Genomic DNA, 17,485 nt, shown 5'->3' on the forward strand with positions numbered 1-17,485 from the left:
ATCCCCTGCAATTGATTGCGATCAATTGCAGCAACACCATCCTCAGGGTAGAAAGCAGCATGACCGACAATAGCCTTGCTTCGACCAAGCTTACTGCCCGATTAAATACGCTGGCCAATCCGACCCGGTTTCTGGCACTGGTAGCGCGTGTCCTGCCATGGATGGCAGGAATAACCGTTATTCTGCTGGCCATCGGCCTGACGCTGGCCTTCACCACAGAGGGCGACTACCAGCAGGGCGATACGGTGCGGATCATGTATATTCATGTGCCCGCCGCCTGGCTGGCGATGATGTGCTATTCGGTCATGGCGATTTCCGCCATCGGCACGCTGGTCTGGCGTCATCCGCTGGCCGATGTCAGCCATCGGGCCGCGGCACCGCTGGGGGCAGCCTTCACCTTCATCGCGCTGGTCACCGGCTCGCTCTGGGGTCGGCCCATGTGGGGAACATGGTGGGCCTGGGGCGATGCCCGCCTGACCTCAGTGTTCATTCTATTCCTGATGTATTTGGGCCTGATCGCCCTCAACCGGGCCATGGACGATCCGTCAAAATCGGCACGGATCAGTTCGGTGCTGATCCTGGTCGGCTTCGTCAATATTCCGATCATCAAATTTTCCGTGGAATGGTGGAATACGCTGCACCAGCCCGCCAGCATCATGAAGCTTGGCGGTCCAAGCGTCGATCCGGAGTTTCTGCGGCCCTTGCTGATCATGGCGCTGGCCTTCACGCTGCTGTTCTTCACTCTGCATTTGATGGCGATGCGTAACGAGATCTGGCGGCGGCGAATCATGGCCCAGCGCCGTCTTGCCGCCCGGGTCGCCTCGCAGGAGAGCACATCATGAAATATGCTTTCTATATCGGCACCGCCTACGGGCTGACCGCTGCTGCCATCCTGTTCATGGTCTTCTGGATCTGGCTGGAGGGCCGCGCCCGTCAGAAAGAATTGAAGGCATTGGAAGCCTCCGGCATCCGCCGTCGTTCCGATCCATCGACAGAAAAGGCGCTCTGATGGCTGAGAACAGGCTGGAAACCGCTGAAAAACGCGGGCTCTCCCGTTACCTGCTGGCGGCCATTCCGCTTGCGGTTTTTGCGCTGATCGCCGGTACTGCCGGAAAAATGCTCTATAATCAGGATTTCAACGGCAAGAATGTCAGCGATATTCCCTCCGCACTGATCGGCACCAAAGCGCCCCCCCTGAACCTGCCACCGCTGGAGGGCTCCAACCTTCCGGCGCTGACCTCTTCCGCCATCACGGGCAAGCTGACACTGGTCAATGTGTTTGCGTCCTGGTGTGTCCCCTGCCGGGATGAGCATCCGCTGCTGAAACAGTTGAGCAATGACCCCCGCATCCAGATCGTCGCCATCAACTACAAGGACAAGAGCGACAACGCGCTCAGGTTTTTGGGCGAGCTTGGCAATCCCTACAAGGCCATCGGCATCGACCCGAACGGCAAGGCGGCGATTGATTGGGGCGTGTACGGTATCCCGGAAAGCTATCTTGTCGCCCCGGATGGCACGATTGTTTATAAGCGGGTCGGGCCTTTTGATGCGCAGTCGATTGAAAAGGGTCTTTATCCGGCTATCGATAGGGCGCTTGCCGTCAAAGCCATTACAAAGCCGCCTGCCAGGCCTTGATCGCATCCACCGGCCAGACCAGCATGATGACATTCAGGGTCAGATTGTCGCGGATCAAATACCCCGTCAGCAACTCGAAAAATACGGCAACGACAATCGTTAGCCACACCGGCACACGGGCTGCAAACAGGAAGCCGAGCGCCATGAACACGGTATCCATCGCCGAATTCAGGATGCTGTCGCCTTCATAGCCAACCGCCATGGTCGCAGCACGGTAACGATTGATGATGATGGGGGAATTTTCCAGCAATTCCCAACCGGCCTCAATCAAGGTTGCCAGCGTCAGGCGCTGACCGAACGACCCGCGCCGCAGCACCAGCCAGCCGAGACCATAAAACAGGAATCCGTGGATGATATGCGAGGGCGTGTACCAATCAGCCAAGTGTTGGGAATTGCCCGATGTATTCACGCCCGCCTCGAACAGCTTCACATAGCCGCAGGAGCAGATCCAGATCCTGCCCATAAAATGCTCGGCCAAGATCTGCACGGCCAGAATGATGACGGGAACGACCAGCCAGAACGAGGCGGCATGATGGGTTTTCGGCGCTCCCGCTACAGCCTTCACTTGCCGCCCTCTTCCGCCTTATTTTCCAGGGAATGGCGCATGATCAGCGGCATCTGCGCCAGCGTGAACAGGATGGTGATCGGCATCGTTCCCCAGACCTTGAAATTCACCCAGACATCATTGGTGAAATTGCGCCAGACCACCTCGTTCAACACCGACAGGAACAGGAAGAAAATACCCCATCGCAGGGTCAACTTGCGCCAGCCCTCGTCATCGAGCTGAAAGGCGGCGTTGAAGACATAGCCGAGCAAGGATTTGCCAAACAGTAATCCACCAAGCAGCACCAGGCCGAACAGCGCGTTGACGATGGTCGGCTTCATCTTGATGAATGTGTCGTCCTGGAGCCAAATCGACAGCGATCCGAACACCAGCACCACCACGCCGGATACAAAAGGCATGACCGGCAAATGCTTGAAGACGATCTTGGACACCACCAGCGCCACCACGGTGGCGACCATGAACAGCGCCGTCGCAATCAGCAGCGGCCCGCCGATGGCGGTCAGGGCCGGAAAATGCGCCGCCAGCCATTCGCCGCGCAGATTGCCGAAGAAGAACACCAGCAGCGGCCCAAGCTCCAAAGCCAGCTTCAGCAAGGGGTGATGCTGTTCTGCCGCACTTGGTTGCTGGTCTGCGTTTCCTGCTGTCATGGTATCCTGCTTTGCTCTTTGGGCTCAATACGGTGATTAACGTGAAATTGCGTCGAATTTAAAGGTGGGTGCTTTAGCTTGAGGGGCCGAAACCGGCAATGGCGCGGGCAAAATCCTCGGCCTCGAAGGGTTCGAGATCATCCACGCCTTCGCCAACGCCAATGAAATAGACCGGCAATTTGTGCTTGGCGGCGATGGCGACCAGAATACCGCCGCGCGCTGTGCCATCCAGCTTGGTCATGATCAGGCCGTTGACACCGGCGACATTGCGGAAAATCTCCACCTGGTTCATGGCGTTCTGGCCGGTGGTCGCATCCAGCGTCTGCAACACGGTATGCGGCGCATCCGGGTCAAGCTTGGAGAGAACCCGGACGATCTTTTCCAGCTCATCCATCAATTCGGTCTTGTTCTGCAAGCGACCGGCTGTATCGATAATCAGCACGTCGGATTTCTCCGCCTTGGCCTTCTCGAAAGCATCATAGGCCAGCCCCGCAGCATCGGCGCCCAGCTTGGTGCCGATAAAGGTGGAGCCGGTGCGATCCGCCCAGATTTTCAACTGCTCGATGGCCGCCGCCCGAAAGGTATCGCCCGCCGCCAGCATCACTTTCAAGCCGGAGCCGGATAGTTTGGCGGCCAGCTTGCCGATGGTCGTGGTCTTGCCCGTACCGTTGACACCGACAACGAGAATGACATGCGGCTTGTGATTGAGATCCAGTGCCAGCGGCTTGGCCACCGGCTTCAACACCTTGACGATTTCGGCCGCCATGATCCGCGTCACGTCCTCGCCGGTCACATCCTTGCCATAGCGCTCAGACGACAGGGTGGCGGTGACACGCATAGCAGTCTCGACGCCGAGATCGGCCTGGATCAGCAGATCTTCAAGCTCTTCCAGTGTCTCCTCGTCCAGCTTGCGCTTGGTGAACAGCGCTGAGATCTGGCCGGTGAGCTGCGAGGAGGTGCGAAACAGCCCGGCTTTGAGGCGCTGGAACCAGCTCTGTTTCACCTCAGGCGTTTCCGGCTCGGGCTGAGGCTCGACCACGGTCGAAAACCCCCTGGGCAGCGCGATCTCAGTGCCGGGCGCAGCACCTTCCGCCTCGTCGAGCAACTCGTCGAAGGAAGGCGTCGCGTCAGAGGGGTGCTCATCGGCAGCCTCTTCCGCTTCCAGCAGCGAGAGTGGCAACAGGCTCAGATCATCCGCCGTCACATCGTCTTCATCAGCCTGATCCTCAGTCAGATCATCGGAAGGCCCGCCCGCCGTATCGACCTCCTCGGCGAGAACAGGATCTTCGGCGAGCGGCAATTGCTCCACACGGTCATGCGGCTCGCTCTCGGCGGCAATGGCAGCTTTTTCCTCGGCGGAAAGCCCGGCATCGACACCTGTTTCGCTTGGTATACCTGTTTCGCTTGGCACACCTGGTTCGCTTGGCTTGTCCTTGCCAAAGGTGAAGACTTTTTTGATGAATCCAAGCGCCATGATGTTCTTTGCTTTTCGACGTTCAGGCCGCAGCGGCGGCTGTCTGTTCCATAATCAGGTGACGCCCATTGTGACCGCCGATTACCGCATCCACAAGGGCACCCGGCAGATGGCCCGGAGCGGCCACGAGGGTGAAGTCCTGCGTATGCGCCATTTCGTTGCGCTCCACCAGCAGCTTTTGCTGTGAGCCAACCAAGTGTTCAAGATGGGCATGATGCAACTGTTCGGCAACCGCGCGAAGGCTGGCGGCACGCGCTTTTACCAAGGCGCGGTCCAGTTGCGGCATCCGGGCAGCCGGTGTGCCGGGCCGTGGGCTATAGGGAAAGACATGCAGATGGGCGATGCCGATCTCTTGCGCCAACCGGGCGGAATTTGCCGCCATCTCCTCGGTTTCGGTCGGAAAACCGGCAATCATGTCCGCACCAAAGCTGAAATCGGGCCGCAGGGCGCGGACCTGTGTCGCAAACGCCAAAGCATCCGCCCTTGAATGACGGCGCTTCATCCGCTTCAGGATCATATCGTCACCATGCTGCAACGACAGGTGCAGATGCGGCATGAAACGCGGCTCTTCGGCGATCAGGTCGAGCAAGTGGCGGTCAACCTCGATGCTATCGATGGACGACAGCCGCAGGCGCAGAATGTCAGGCACCTGTTTCAACAGCGTCTTTGCCAGCAGGCCAAGGCTGGGCTGGCCGGGCAGATCAGCGCCGTAGCTGGTGGCATCCACGCCGGTCAGCACCACTTCGCGGTAGCCGTTTTCCACCAGCTTGCGCGCCTGATCCACCACGGCCCCCATCGGCACGGAGCGCGAATTGCCGCGTCCATAGGGGATGATGCAGAAGGTGCAGCGATGGTCGCAGCCGTTCTGCACCTGAAGGAAACCACGCACATGGCCGTCGATATGACTGACCATCTGCGGCGCGGTCTCCGTCACGCTCATGATGTCGTTAACGCGCAGCTTTTCCGCCGCTGCCACGCCGAAATCCGGCAAGGCGCGGTAATGTTCGGCCTTCAGCTTTTCCTCATTGCCCAGCACCAGATCCACTTCCGGCATGGCGGCAAAGCCTGCGGCATCGGTCTGGGCGGCACAGCCGGTGACGATAATCCGCGCTTGCGGGTTTTCACGCCGAGCCCGGCGAATGGCTTGGCGGGCCTGACGCACCGCCTCGCCCGTCACCGCACAGGTATTGACTAGAATGGCCTGATCAAGGCCCGCCTTTTCGGCCTCCGCCTTCATCACTTCCGATTCGTAGGTATTGAGACGGCAGCCGAAGGTGATGACGTTTATGTCGCTCACGAGACCGAAGCCTCTTGGCCAGCCTGTTGCTCGCGCTGCCAGTCGCCGGTCTGCGGATCGAGCTGTCCAGCCCATTCCCATTCTGCCGCACCGGTCATGATCACATGCCCGTCCCGCTCGCGCCATTCGATGTCGAGGGCCTGGCGGTTGGGGCTGGAGGCGACGGTGATCGTCACTTTGCGCTCGGTGCGCCCGGTGCGCGCAGCGGAAACGCCCGCAGCACAAGCGGCGGAACCGCAGGCCAGCGTCAGCCCAGCGCCGCGCTCCCAGGTGCGGGTCGTCATCGCAGTCCTGGATGTCACCTGCGCCAAAGTAATATTGGCCTTTTCGGGAAACAACGGATGGTTTTCGAGCAGCGGCCCGAACCGTTCCAGATCATAGGACATCGGATCACGGTCCACCCAGAACACCGCATGCGGATTGCCCATCGACATCACGGCAGGCGAATGCAGCACCGGCGCATCAATCGGCCCGATCTGCAATTCGATCCGGCTGGTATCGTGAAATTCTTCCGACAGCGGGATGCGGTTCCAGTCGAACACGGGTGAGCCCATATCGACGGACACCGTCCCATCGTCATGCTCGACAGCATTGAGAATACCGGCCAGCGTCTGGAAGGTGAAAGCCTTCAGGCCGGTTTCCGCCGACAGCGCCTGCACCACACAGCGCGTACCGTTGCCACAGGCCTGCGCCAGCGTGCCATCGCAATTGATAATGTCGATATAGGCAAAAGTACCCGTCAGCTTGGGATCATGGATCGCCATGATCTGGTCGAAATGGGTTTCAGTATCACCCGCCAGCGCAATGGCCGCCTGCGGCGTGACCCGGTCGGTGCGACCGCGCATGTCGACGACAAGGATCTTGTTGCCAAGCCCGTTCATCTTCGCGAATTCGACCCGATTGCCCATAGCCTTCCTGTCCTGCGGTTGTTGAGCGCTATATGGCGCAATTTCACTGGAATTACCAGTGGCGGCGCGGTTCAACCAACGGGCACATCAAACACCTGGCCAGCCCGCAAAGGCCGGAACCGTTCGGGCGCAATGCCCGCCGCTTCCAACGCGGCGGCCAGATGGTCCACCGGCTCCGTGATCGGCTCGTCGGTCAGTTGGAACGTTCCGAAATGATGGCCAACGGCAAAAGAGGCATTGCAGAGCGTAAAACCCTCCACCGCTTCCTGCGGGTTCTGATGCTGGCCGCGCATGAACCAGCGCGGCTCATAGGCGCCAATTGGCAGGTTAGCCAGCCGGAACCCTCCATATTTCCGTGCTGCAGCCCGGTAATTGATGCCATTGTGAAAGCCGGTATCGCCGATATGGTAGATCTTGCCGGCAGGCGTTTCGAGCACAAAAGCAGCCCACAGCGCCATGCGCCGATCCCTTGCCCCGCGCGCCGACCAGTGATGGCAGGGTTCTGCGGTGACACGGGTATCGGCGCTGACCGCCAGATGCTGACCCCAATCCAGCACGCTGACATGAGCCAGAGGCACGGCACGGCGAATGGTGACATCATTGCCCAATGGCGTGACGAAATGCGGCGCAAATGCGTGATGCAGGCGCGCCAGCGTCTTTCCATCGAGATGGTCGTAATGATTATGGGTGATCAGCACCACATCGATGGTCGGCAAGTCGTTCAGCCGAATTCCCGGAGCGATCGCTCGCTTCGGCCCGGCAAATGCCACCGGGCTGGCCCGGTCGGACCAGACGGGATCGGTCAGAATATTAAGCCCGCCAACCTGGATCAGCATCGAGGCATGGCCGATCATCGTCACCCGCAGATCTTTACCCTCGACACGCGGCAGTGGCCGAGCCTGCCCTTCCGGCAACTCGACCTGCTTGGGCCAGCGAGCACGCTGCCCTTTGAGCTTCCAGCGCATCACGGAGTTAAAGCCAAAGGGCGCGATACCGCCAGGATTGAAAAAACGGGTTCCATCAAAATGGTCGGAAACGGGACCGCGATAATAGGGATTTTTTGTCATGACATCTTCAATTGTTAAAATCGATGACTTCCCAGAAAGTCACGATCACCTAGATATGGATTACAACCGTTTTTTGGCAAATAGGACATATGGATGTATTTGATAAAAATAGCGGTACTGATTACGTCCTGGGCTTTTGTTTTTGCCCCGCCGACATGGGCGCAAAATATCCCCGCCCCCATTCACGGCGTGACCTTTGAAGAATGGGCAGCCGCTAACGCCCGTATCGCCAACAATATGGACAAAAGCGAGGTTGAGAACATACTGGGCGTGACCGAAACGCAATTTCAGGAGGTCGATGCTGGCTTTACCAAGGCATGGAAAGAATCGCCCGACCCGCAACGCGAATTCTCCCGTCTCTATGGCGAGGCATTTGCCAATCCCAACAGCGGTCGATTTGCCAAGGCCCCGATGCAGGTGGCACAGAAAGGCAGGCTTACGACCTTTGAAGACTATGCGAGAGTTCAAGGCCACCTGCAAGCGGCTGTCAAATTCGGCATCGACCCACAGAAGGTTCTCGAGGAACACGGCCTTACCGTCTACGAATTCTCGCAGGAAGCCGGACAATGGGTTCAAAAGCTCGCAGCCCAGGCAAAAGCCGGTGGCGATGGCCAGTCGATCATGCAGTGGCACGACAGGCTGGCCTTCTATGAAGAAGAATACAGCAAGGGTTATGCAAAACCGTGAGGCATACCCTCCCGAAGCCCTCATCCGCACTGCTCAAGGCAAAGCATTCTTGACTCCTGCGGCATTTTGCTGTTTACCGCTCCCAAATCTGCGACGAGACATGACTCCGAGCCGCCGACCGGGACCCGTAAAGGTATAAAGAGTTCCCGGAGGTCAACACCCGACAGCGCGATGCGCCCTCGGGTGATTTTTGGCTTTGCGTCTTGTTTTCGGCACAGGAAAACCCGAGGTTTGGGGCAACCCAACCCATGAGGATGATGCGATGTTTGAGAACCTGCAGGACCGCCTTGGCTCCATCTTGAATGGACTGACCGGCCGTGGCGCGTTGTCGGAAGCCGATGTTTCCGCCGCCCTGCGGGAGGTTCGCCGCGCCCTGCTGGAAGCCGACGTCGCCTTGGAAGTGGTGCGCAGCTTTACCGACAAGGTGCGGGAAAAGGCGGTTGGTGCCGCCGTTCTGAAAGCCATCAAGCCCGGCCAGATGGTCGTCAAGATCGTCCATGACGAATTGGTGGACATGCTGGGTGCTGAGGGCGTGTCCATCGATCTGCACGCACCGGCCCCGGTTGTCATCATGATGGTCGGCCTCCAGGGCTCGGGCAAGACCACGACGACCGGCAAGATCGCCAAGCGGTTGACCGACCGCGATCGCAAAAAGGTCCTGATGGCCTCGCTGGACACCCGCCGTCCAGCCGCACAGGAACAATTGCGGCAATTGGGCGTGCAGACCGGCGTCGACACGCTGCCAATCATTGTAGGCCAGTCACCGACCGATATTGCCAGCCGCGCCGTGCAGGCGGCCAAGCTCGGCGGGCATGACGTCGTCATCCTCGATACCGCAGGCCGTACGCATATCGACGAGCCCTTGATGGTCGAAATGGCCGACATCAAGAAGAATGCCAAGCCGCACGAAATTCTGCTGGTCGCCGATGCGCTGACCGGTCAGGACGCCGTCAATCTCGCCCGCAATTTCGATGAGCGCGTCGGCATTACCGGCTTGGTCCTGACCCGCATGGACGGCGATGGCCGTGGCGGCGCGGCCCTGTCCATGCGCGCCGTCACCGGCAAGCCGATCAAGCTGATCGGCGTCGGCGAAAAGATGACGGAGCTGGATGAATTTCATCCACGCCGGATCGCCGACCGCATTCTCGGCATGGGCGATATCGTTTCGCTGGTCGAAAAGGCCGCTGAAAATATTGACGCCGAAAAGGCCGCCGCCATGGCCGCCAAGATGGCCAAGGGCAAGTTCGATCTCGACGACCTCGCCGACCAGCTGCGCCAGATGCAGAAAATGGGCGGCATGGGCGGCATTATGGGCCTGATGCCCGGCATGGCCGGAATGAAGGACAAGATGGCCGCCTCAGGCATGGACGACAAGATGTTCGGTCGCCAGATCGCCATCATCTCGTCGATGACCAAGGCCGAGCGCACCAATCCCGACATTCTCAAGCATTCCCGCAAGAAGCGCATTGCCAAGGGCTCCGGCACCGATGCGTCCGAGATCAACAAGCTTTTGAAAATGCATCGCCAGATGGCCGACATGATGAAAATGATGGGCGGCAAGAAGGGCGGCGGCATGATGAAGCAGCTGATGGGCGGTCTGGCCGGCAAGATGGGCATGGGTGGAATGGGCGGCATGGGTGGCATGCCGGATCTCAGCTCCATGGACCCCAAGCAGCTCGAAGCGCTGGCGCGCCAGGCTGAAGCCGCCGGCATCAAGCCCCCGCCGGGCCTTGGTGGTAGCATGGGTGGCGGCCTTCCCGGCCTGGGTGGTGGAAAATTGCCCGGACTTGGTGGAGGCTTTCCCGGTCTTCCCGGTCTCCCAAAGAAGAAGTGAGGATAGCTGCCGATGTCCCTTCCCGTGTTTGATACCGCCATCAGACAGGAACTTGCCGGTTACCGCCAGTCGATTGACAATATCGACGCGGCACTGGTGCATATGCTGGCCGAACGCTTCCGCTGCACACAGGCAGTCGGCGTGCTGAAAGCCAAATACGACCTTCCGGCCGCCGATCCGGCGCGGGAGGAATACCAGATTGAACGTTTGCGGCAACTTGCCAAGGACGCCCAACTCGACCCGGATTTTGCCGAGACTTTCCTGAATTTCATCATCAAGGAAGTTATCCGGCATCATGAAGCCATTGCGGCTGAACATAGCAGTCAAACGGAACAGACCGCCTGACGGCGGCCTCAACAACAGACCGGACGCCACAGACCGCGCCGGTTAAAAACCAAGGAGTATACCCATGTCCCTCAAGATTCGTCTCGCCCGCGGCGGTTCCAAGAAGCGTCCTTACTACCAGATCGTCATCGCCGACGCCCGCAGCCCACGCGATGGCCGTTTCCTGGAAAAGGTTGGTTCCTGGAACCCGATGCTCGGCAAGGACAATGAAAAGCGCGTTGAACTGAACGCCGACCGTATCAAGGAATGGATTGCCAAGGGCGCACAGCCGACCGACCGCGTTCTGAAGTTCCTCGCAGAAGCTGGCCTGGCTGAACGCGCTGCACGCAGCAACCCTGAAAAGGCAAAGCCCGGCAAGCGCGCTGTCGAGCGTCTGGCTGAAAAGAAGCAGAAGGCTGATGCCCTGGCTGCTGCCACTGCCGAAGCCGCTGAATAATCGGTTTGAAATGATTTGACCGACGGGCGGCATGGTTTCATGTCGCCCGTTTGTCGTTTATTCTTCCTCCGCGTCTACCCATTTTCAAACAGCCCCAGACTGTCGCCAAGGACCTTCATCCGCCATGACCAAGCTTGAAAATCCCGTGCTGATGGCCGTTATCGGTGCCGCCCAGGGCCTCCGTGGCGAAGTGCGGGTGAAGTCCTTCACCGCCGATCCGATGGCGCTTGGCGATTACGGCAAACTGCATGCCGGTGATGGCCGGGTCTTTGAGGTGCTGGATATTCGTGAGGCGAAAACCGTTGTCGTGGTGCGCTTTCGCGGCGTCAATGACCGCAATGCCGCCGAGGCCTTGAACGGGCTGGAACTGTTTATCGAGCGAAGCGCCCTGCCCGATGAAGAACTTGATGATGACGAATTCTACTATGCCGATCTGGAGGGTCTGGCGGTGGTGGATGCCGAAGGCAATAGCTATGGCACCGTGACGGCAGTGTTCGATTTCGGCGCAGGCGATCTGCTGGAAGTAAAAGGACCGGGCAAACGCCCCGTTCTTGTGCCGTTTTCCGAGGCCGCCGTGCTGCAAATCGATCTGGAGGAAGGCAAGCTGTTGATCGATCCGGAGGCCGCGGGCCTGAAGGACGACGGGAGCGAGGAACCATTCAGCGCCGACGGCAAGCCGAAGAGCGGCGGCCGTTGATATGACCTTTCAGGCAACCGTGCTGACCCTCTACCCGGAGATGTTTCCGGGCCACCTCGGCGTGTCGCTGGCAGGCCGGGCGCTGGAACGCGGCCAATGGGCCATGGAGGCGGTGCAGATCCGCGATTTCGCCAGTGACAAGCACCGCAGCGTTGATGATACGCCTGCAGGCGGCGGTGCAGGCATGGTGCTGAAGCCGGATGTGTTGGCCAGAGCGATCGACAGTCTGGGAAACGATGAGCGCCCCCGCCTGCTGATGAGCCCACGGGGCAGGCCGCTCACCCAGAAACGGGTCCGCGAAATCGCTGGCGGTAGCGGCGTGGTGATCGTCTGCGGACGGTTTGAGGGTGTCGACCAGCGGGTCATCGAGGCCCGCAATCTGGAGGAAGTCTCCATCGGCGATTATATTCTCTCAGGCGGAGAGCCAGCGGCCCTGACGCTTCTGGATGCCGTGGTGCGCATCATCCCCGGCGTGATGGGCAATGACCTGTCCGGCCTGCATGAAAGCTTCGAGGGCGGATTGCTGGAACATCCGCATTATACCCGTCCGCAAGTCTTTGAGGGACGCGAGATCCCGGCGGTGCTGACCTCGGGCAATCACGGTGCCATCGAGACCTGGCGCCAGGAGCAATCTATAAATCTGACCCGCGAGCGGCGGCCCGATTTGCTTTCTCAGCCCTCAGCAAATCAACCCCAGGCCAATCAGCCTTTAAAAAAGTAGTAGATCGCCAGCGACAAGCCAGCGGCGATCACCAGCCAGTGCAGCAATGTCTGCGGTGCGCGCTTGGCCATGTGCACGCCAGCATAGCCACCCAATGCCGCCGCAGGCAGCATGATGCCCGCATGCAGCCACGACACCGCGCCAGCCGTTGCAAACACCAGGATGGCAATCGCGGCGATGACAATAGCCAGCAGGTTCTTCAGCGCGTTCAGGTGGTGGTAATCGCCGCCGCTGGCAAATTGCAGCGAGGCCAGCATCATAATGCCCATGCCCGCCCCGAAAAATCCGCCATAGACGGAGGTGATGCCCTGCAACAGCAATCCGAGCAGGTTGGCGGGGTGCTGCTGATCAGCCTTGCGCCTCAGCCGGGGACCAAGCGCAAACACCAGCGTTGCCATCAGCAACAACCATGGTACCAAGCGGCTAAAGGTGGGATTGGAGAGGGAGATCAGGATCAACGCGCCGACCAGCGAACCAACGGCTGAGATGAACGACAGTAGCGCAGCACTTTTCCAATGGGCAGCGATTTCACGCCGATAGGCGAGCGTCGAGGTGATATAGCCGGGAAACTGGATGATGGAGGAGGTTGCATTGGCCGTGACCGATGGCAGGCCCGCCAAAGTCAGCACCCCGAAGGTCAGAAACGTGCCGCCACCGGCAATGGCATTGACCACCGCCGAGAAAAACCCGGCGACAAACATCAGACTGATGATTTCGATTGACATGAATGGCTCCCCCCGCGCCGTTATTGCAAGAGGCTGCGGCCCGCGCAAGCCGATCACCCGAGCAAAATTCTTGGGAGCAAGGGATGACAAGCCGGACCGATTGGTATAAGGGCAGGCGCAGAAACGGGTGTAATCCCGTCGACGAGACTGAAAAGACCGAAAACAAAGAACTGCGAAACCGCTCCCGCCGCAAGGCGTCATCCCGAGGCTATGACCCAGGGATGAGTGATGAGCGCTCTGGCTGTTTCAGAAGAACTTGAAAAGGTTAAACCGATGAACATCATTCAGCAGCTGGAAGCCGAACAGGCCGCCAAGATCGAAGCCAAGCGCACCCTGCCGGAATTTTCTCCTGGCGATACGCTGCGCGTCAACGTCCGCGTCACGGAAGGCAACCGTACCCGCGTACAGGCCTATGAAGGCGTTTGCATTGCCCGCTCCGGCGGCAGCATCAACGAAAGCTTCACCGTTCGCAAGATTTCCTACGGCGAAGGCGTCGAGCGCGTTTTCCCGGTCTATTCGCCGCTGGTCGAAAGCGTCGAAGTGGTCCGTCGCGGTAAGGTCCGTCGCGCCAAGCTTTACTACCTGCGCGACCGTCGCGGCAAATCTGCCCGTATCGTTGAAAACACCGGCACCCGCGCCCGCAAGCTGAACGACTCCGAGCGCGCAGCACTGGCCGAGGAAAAGGCCCGCCTGGAAGCTGAAAAGGTTGCAGCAGCACAGGCTCTCGCCGCTGAAAAGGCCGCAGCAGAAGCCGCCGAAAAGGCTGCCGCCGCTGAAGCCGAAGCAGCAAAGGCTGCCGAAGGTTCGGCTGAATAAGTCTGGCATAGTCTTTCTGAAAAAGGCGGTCTTCGGGCCGCCTTTTTTGTTGCCATCCGCTCATTCAACACATTGGCAACACAGGGGCAGCACAGGAATAACCCTGCGGCCACGCGACGCAGGGCCGTTGCCAGACATTGATCTTGAAACATTGCGGTCTCCCCCTTACTGCTGATCAGGCTGTGGCGGTTCGGCAAGAACCGGCACGATCAAGGGAAAGCGGATGCGCGCAAGGCGAATGACATGGCAAATGGCGGTGCACGTCTGGTGCATGATCGCTGTTGTCGCCATTGGCTTTGCCCATAAAGCCCCTCAGGCTTTTGCAACACCGCAAATCCCAACGGAATTTGCCGCCTATACCCTGCCGGATGGTTCGCTACCGGTCCTGTGCATCTCCAGCCAAACCTCCTTTGCGCCTGAAGATCACGGCAAAGCCCACGGGCATCTATCCCAAAGCGGCTGCGAAGCCTGCCGTATCGGCGCCTCCATTCTGTTGCCCATGCCTGCGGATACGATTGGCGTGACGGCCCGAGCCAGTCTTGAAACGGCAAGTCCGCCTGTACAAGAACCGGTTATCGCCCGGATCTTTCCCCCCAATAGCGCGCCCCGCGCCCCACCCCTTGGCTAACATCTGATCCGGCCATGCTTCTGTTGCGCCCTGCCTCTCTTGCAGCAGGGCGAGGAACGCATGGTCATCATCGGCAGCAGGGTTTGGTCAAACAGGGTTTTTCCTTCGACTGACGCTCAGCTCCATCAGATTTCATGCCTATGGCCCTGCGGGCTTTGCCGGATCACATGCGTTTGCAGGTCCGCCCGTTGCATGTCCAGCAAGCCAAGCCATCAGGCATCCTTCCAAGGTTTCAACCATGTCCACCATCACATCCCTGCCGGTCGAAAAGCCGGTAGCAGTCTCAACCAAAGGATTTTATTTTGCCGCCTGGCGCTGGCATTTCTATGCCGGGCTCTACGTCGCTCCTTTCCTGATTGTGCTGGCCGTGACCGGGCTGATCATGATGTGGAGCGCTACCCTGGTCGGACGCGACGGAGAAAAGGCTTTCACCGTCACCCCCACATCTGCCCAGACGCTTGTCTCACAACAGGCAGACGCCGCACTTTCCGCCATTCCAGGCGGGGTTATCGCTCAATATATCGCACCAGCCACGCCAGAGAGTGTGGCGGTTTTCCGGGTTAACCGGGGCCAAGAGTCTATGATGGTCGCCATCAATCCTTATGACGCGCAAGTGCTGGGTCAATGGAGCCGCCGCACCGCGCTCTACGACCTGGCCGAAAGCATTCACGGCGACCTGCTGATTGGCACGCTCGGCGACCGGCTGATCGAAATCGCCGCCGGGTTCGGCGTGGTGCTGATCATCACCGGGCTTTACATGTGGTGGCCGCGTCAAGGCGAGAGCTATTTGCGCCTGCTCATTCCAAGCTTTGCCGAAAAGGGTCGCCAGCTGTGGAAATCCCTGCACCGCACCATCGGCTTTTATGCTTCGATCCTGCTTCTGGTCTTTCTGGTCTCGGGTTTGAGTTGGGCAGGCATCTGGGGCGAAAAATTCACTCAGGCCTGGAGCACCTTCCCGATTGGCAAATGGAGCGATGCCCCATTATCCGATGCGACCCACGCCACCATGAACCATGGCAGTATCAAGGATGTTCCCTGGACGCTGGAACAGGCCCCCATGCCGATGTCCGGCTCCGCCGCCGGTCATGCCGGCCTGCCGGGTGGACAGACGGTGACGCTGGACAATGTCATCGCCTTTGCCCGCGCCATCGGCTTCGATCACCGCTTCCAGCTGAATTTCCCCAAGGACGAAACCGGCGTCTGGAGTATTTCGCGCGATACGATGAGCAATGACAGCACCAACCCGCTGTTGGACCGCACCGTGCATATCGACCGCTATAGCGGCAAGGTGCTGGCCGATATCAAATATGAAAACTATGGTCTGGCTGGCAAGGCCATGGCCGTGGGCGTTTCCTTTCACATGGGCACGATTGGCCTGTGGAATCTGGCACTGGTCACCGTTTACTGTCTGGCGGTGATTTTCCTCAGCGTCAGCGGCATCGTCATGTGGTGGATACGCCGTCCGAAAGGCGCGTCACGGCTGATGGCGCCTGCCTATCCATCCGACATGCGCCTCTGGAAAACCGGAGCGATCGTCATGCTGCTCACCTCCCTGCTGTTTCCGCTGACGGGCGCGGCGCTGCTGGCTGTACTCCTGCTCGATATGGTGCTGATCCGCCGGATCAGGCCGTTGAAAAGGGCATTGAGCTAAACCGACACTCAAAGGCGGCGCATCGAAAGCCGCCAGCAATCCATCCCACCCAAAACCAAAGGACATGATCATGACTGTCACATCCAGAACACTAGCCACATTTGCCCTCTTCGGCGCCCTGGCCCTGGCAGGCCAAGCCTTCGCCCACGCTCATCTGGCCACCGTCGCCCCGGCGGACAAGGCGACCATTGCCAGCGCTCCGAAAACCATCGACCTCAGCTTTACCGAAGGGCTTGAGCCGAAATTTTCCGGCGTCGATATCACCGGCCCGCAACAGCAAAAGATCAAGACCGGTGAAGCCGTGGTCAGCAAGGACGGCAAGGGCCTGAGCGTTCCGCTCAGTGAGCCGCTTGCTCCTGGCGCCTATAGTGTCGAATGGCATGTTCTGTCGGTCGATGGTCATAAGTCCAACGGTACGACCAGCTTTACCGTCAAGCCGTGACACCCGAACAGGTCAACATCCTCTGCCGCCTGGTGTTCGACGCCTGCGCGCTCTTCCTCTGGGGCGCGCATGGTTTTCTGTGGCTCGCCGTGCCGAAAAACCTTTCGGCAGGCATCGCGCAGCACCTTGCCCGGTTTTATCAGCCTGCCCTCTGGTTGCTGGCAATAGCCGGAACTGGCAAGATCGCCGCCCAGAGTGCCATGCTCGGTGATGGTTGGCAGAGCGTGACCTCGACATTGATGATTGACCTGCTAACAGCCACGCAAAGCGGCAGGGCGTTCGGGCTTCAGGCCGGGCTCGCCCTGGTGCTGGTCCTTGGCTATTATACATTACCCCGCCATCGTGGGCCTGTCGTAACGCTGCTGGGTGCACCCCTGTTGATGAGCCTTAGCCTCAGCGGCCATGCGGTGGCGCAAGGAGGCTTGATCGGCCTGCTGCACCGCGCCAATCATAGCCTGCATCTGCTATCCGCAAGCCTGTGGCTTGGTGCCTTACCGCCCGTTCTGTTGCTATTAAACGCCATGCAGGATCCTCGAACCCGGACACCGGCCCTGACTGCGTTGATGCGATTTTCCACCATCGGCCATGTCGCCGTGGCACTGACGCTGGTCAGCGGGATGCTGAATGTCTGGCTGATCACTGGTCTGTCACTCGACATGGCGGCACCCTATCAACAATGGCTGGCCCTGAAGATAGCCGCCGTCGCTGCGATGGTGACGATTGCCGTCGTCAACCGTTATGTTTTCGTGCCGCAACTGCATCGAAGCCCGGTTCAGGCCGTACGGGCCATCAAGATTGGCACGCTGGCGGAATGCGCGCTTGGCCTGATCGCCGTGGCACTGGTATCCGCCTTTGGAACGATGCCGCCTGGATAACGGCGCAATTGCAACACTCCCAGGACAGAGGTCAT

Annotated in this window: 21 protein-coding genes; 14 read left to right on the forward strand and 7 right to left on the reverse strand. The window is 59.5% G+C overall.

Annotated features, from left to right (window positions below; genetic code table 11):
• The first annotated feature begins 59 nt into the window (after positions 1-59).
• The 3 genes from AVCG78_RS14865 to AVCG78_RS14875 are packed head-to-tail and all read left to right on the forward strand — an operon-like array spanning position 60 to position 1,635.
• Positions 60-842 (forward strand): heme ABC transporter permease, encoded by a 783-nt coding sequence (locus tag AVCG78_RS14865; RefSeq protein WP_071205388.1) that lies wholly within the window; start codon positions 60-62, stop codon positions 840-842.
• Positions 839-1,009 carry a heme exporter protein CcmD gene (gene ccmD, locus AVCG78_RS14870; protein ID WP_071203020.1) on the forward strand — a complete coding sequence of 57 codons (171 nt, stop codon included), beginning with the start codon at positions 839-841 and terminating at the stop codon, positions 1,007-1,009. The genes AVCG78_RS14865 and ccmD overlap by 4 nt, the downstream gene beginning before the upstream one ends.
• Positions 1,009-1,635 carry a DsbE family thiol:disulfide interchange protein gene (locus tag AVCG78_RS14875; RefSeq protein ID WP_071203021.1) on the forward strand — a complete coding sequence of 209 codons (627 nt, stop codon included), beginning with the start codon at positions 1,009-1,011 and terminating at the stop codon, positions 1,633-1,635. The genes ccmD and AVCG78_RS14875 overlap by 1 nt, the downstream gene beginning before the upstream one ends.
• Here AVCG78_RS14875 and AVCG78_RS14880 read toward each other — a convergent pair.
• The 6 genes from AVCG78_RS14880 to AVCG78_RS14905 all read right to left on the reverse strand — a co-directional run bounded on the left by AVCG78_RS14880 (position 1,610) and on the right by AVCG78_RS14905 (position 7,593).
• Complete coding sequence (locus AVCG78_RS14880) at positions 1,610-2,200, reverse strand: DUF2585 domain-containing protein (RefSeq protein WP_081355239.1); 591 nt, start codon at positions 2,198-2,200, stop codon at positions 1,610-1,612. The two genes, AVCG78_RS14875 and AVCG78_RS14880, sit on opposite strands and share 26 nt — an antisense overlap.
• Complete coding sequence (locus AVCG78_RS14885) at positions 2,197-2,847, reverse strand: septation protein A (protein ID WP_015917450.1); 651 nt, start codon at positions 2,845-2,847, stop codon at positions 2,197-2,199. The genes AVCG78_RS14880 and AVCG78_RS14885 overlap by 4 nt, the downstream gene beginning before the upstream one ends.
• A 73-nt stretch (positions 2,848-2,920) precedes the next feature.
• Positions 2,921-4,321 carry a signal recognition particle-docking protein FtsY gene (ftsY, locus tag AVCG78_RS14890; protein ID WP_071203022.1) on the reverse strand — a complete coding sequence of 467 codons (1,401 nt, stop codon included), beginning with the start codon at positions 4,319-4,321 and terminating at the stop codon, positions 2,921-2,923.
• Between the two features lie 22 nt (positions 4,322-4,343).
• Positions 4,344-5,618 carry a tRNA (N(6)-L-threonylcarbamoyladenosine(37)-C(2))-methylthiotransferase MtaB gene (gene mtaB / locus AVCG78_RS14895; RefSeq protein ID WP_071203023.1) on the reverse strand — a complete coding sequence of 425 codons (1,275 nt, stop codon included), beginning with the start codon at positions 5,616-5,618 and terminating at the stop codon, positions 4,344-4,346.
• The gene (gene dapF / locus AVCG78_RS14900) at positions 5,615-6,526 is read right to left on the reverse strand and encodes a diaminopimelate epimerase (protein ID WP_071203024.1); all 912 of its coding nucleotides are present in this window, start codon (positions 6,524-6,526) and stop codon (positions 5,615-5,617) included. Before dapF ends, mtaB begins: the two co-directional genes overlap by 4 nt.
• Before the next feature lie 71 nt (positions 6,527-6,597).
• The gene (locus AVCG78_RS14905; RefSeq protein ID WP_071203025.1) at positions 6,598-7,593 is read right to left on the reverse strand and encodes an MBL fold metallo-hydrolase; all 996 of its coding nucleotides are present in this window, start codon (positions 7,591-7,593) and stop codon (positions 6,598-6,600) included.
• Positions 7,594-7,686: 93 nt separating this feature from the next.
• On the opposite strand from AVCG78_RS14905, the gene AVCG78_RS14910 reads away from it, so the two are divergent.
• The 6 genes from AVCG78_RS14910 (at position 7,687) to trmD (ending at position 12,313) form a co-directional block, all read left to right on the forward strand.
• Complete coding sequence (locus AVCG78_RS14910) at positions 7,687-8,280, forward strand: hypothetical protein (RefSeq protein WP_071203026.1); 594 nt, start codon at positions 7,687-7,689, stop codon at positions 8,278-8,280.
• A 262-nt stretch (positions 8,281-8,542) separates the two neighbouring features.
• Positions 8,543-10,114 carry a signal recognition particle protein gene (gene ffh, locus AVCG78_RS14915; RefSeq protein WP_071203028.1) on the forward strand — a complete coding sequence of 524 codons (1,572 nt, stop codon included), beginning with the start codon at positions 8,543-8,545 and terminating at the stop codon, positions 10,112-10,114.
• A gap of 12 nt (positions 10,115-10,126) precedes the next feature.
• Positions 10,127-10,459: a chorismate mutase gene (locus AVCG78_RS14920; protein WP_015917457.1), complete on the forward strand. Its 333-nt coding sequence runs from the start codon at positions 10,127-10,129 to the stop codon at positions 10,457-10,459.
• A gap of 64 nt (positions 10,460-10,523) precedes the next feature.
• Positions 10,524-10,895, forward strand: coding sequence for a 30S ribosomal protein S16 (rpsP, locus tag AVCG78_RS14925; protein WP_015917458.1), 372 nt, complete (start codon positions 10,524-10,526; stop codon positions 10,893-10,895).
• A gap of 124 nt (positions 10,896-11,019) precedes the next feature.
• The gene (rimM, locus tag AVCG78_RS14930; protein ID WP_041697211.1) at positions 11,020-11,592 is read left to right on the forward strand and encodes a ribosome maturation factor RimM; all 573 of its coding nucleotides are present in this window, start codon (positions 11,020-11,022) and stop codon (positions 11,590-11,592) included.
• 1 nt (position 11,593) lies between these two features.
• Positions 11,594-12,313, forward strand: a complete 720-nt coding sequence (gene trmD / locus AVCG78_RS14935; protein ID WP_071203032.1) for a tRNA (guanosine(37)-N1)-methyltransferase TrmD — start codon at positions 11,594-11,596, stop codon at positions 12,311-12,313.
• Here trmD and AVCG78_RS14940 read toward each other — a convergent pair.
• Positions 12,295-13,038 (reverse strand): sulfite exporter TauE/SafE family protein, encoded by a 744-nt coding sequence (locus AVCG78_RS14940; RefSeq protein WP_071203033.1) that lies wholly within the window; start codon positions 13,036-13,038, stop codon positions 12,295-12,297. The genes trmD and AVCG78_RS14940 overlap by 19 nt on opposite strands.
• 273 nt (positions 13,039-13,311) lie before the next feature.
• Here AVCG78_RS14940 and rplS point away from each other — a divergent pair, with 273 nt between their 5' ends.
• From rplS to copD, 5 genes are all read left to right on the forward strand, one after another.
• Positions 13,312-13,854 (forward strand): 50S ribosomal protein L19, encoded by a 543-nt coding sequence (gene rplS, locus AVCG78_RS14945; protein ID WP_070153199.1) that lies wholly within the window; start codon positions 13,312-13,314, stop codon positions 13,852-13,854.
• A 250-nt stretch (positions 13,855-14,104) separates the two neighbouring features.
• Positions 14,105-14,482: a hypothetical protein gene (locus AVCG78_RS14950; RefSeq protein WP_234627054.1), complete on the forward strand. Its 378-nt coding sequence runs from the start codon at positions 14,105-14,107 to the stop codon at positions 14,480-14,482.
• A 238-nt stretch (positions 14,483-14,720) separates the two neighbouring features.
• The gene (locus tag AVCG78_RS14955) at positions 14,721-16,133 is read left to right on the forward strand and encodes a PepSY-associated TM helix domain-containing protein (protein WP_071203037.1); all 1,413 of its coding nucleotides are present in this window, start codon (positions 14,721-14,723) and stop codon (positions 16,131-16,133) included.
• A 64-nt stretch (positions 16,134-16,197) separates the two neighbouring features.
• Complete coding sequence (gene copC, locus AVCG78_RS14960) at positions 16,198-16,575, forward strand: copper homeostasis periplasmic binding protein CopC (protein WP_081355241.1); 378 nt, start codon at positions 16,198-16,200, stop codon at positions 16,573-16,575.
• Positions 16,572-17,450 carry a copper homeostasis membrane protein CopD gene (gene copD, locus AVCG78_RS14965; protein ID WP_071203039.1) on the forward strand — a complete coding sequence of 293 codons (879 nt, stop codon included), beginning with the start codon at positions 16,572-16,574 and terminating at the stop codon, positions 17,448-17,450. The genes copC and copD overlap by 4 nt, the downstream gene beginning before the upstream one ends.
• Positions 17,451-17,485 lie beyond the last annotated feature (35 nt).

This window comes from Gillisella vitis (assembly GCF_021559775.1).
Classification (GTDB): domain Bacteria; phylum Pseudomonadota; class Alphaproteobacteria; order Rhizobiales; family Rhizobiaceae; genus Allorhizobium; species Allorhizobium ampelinum.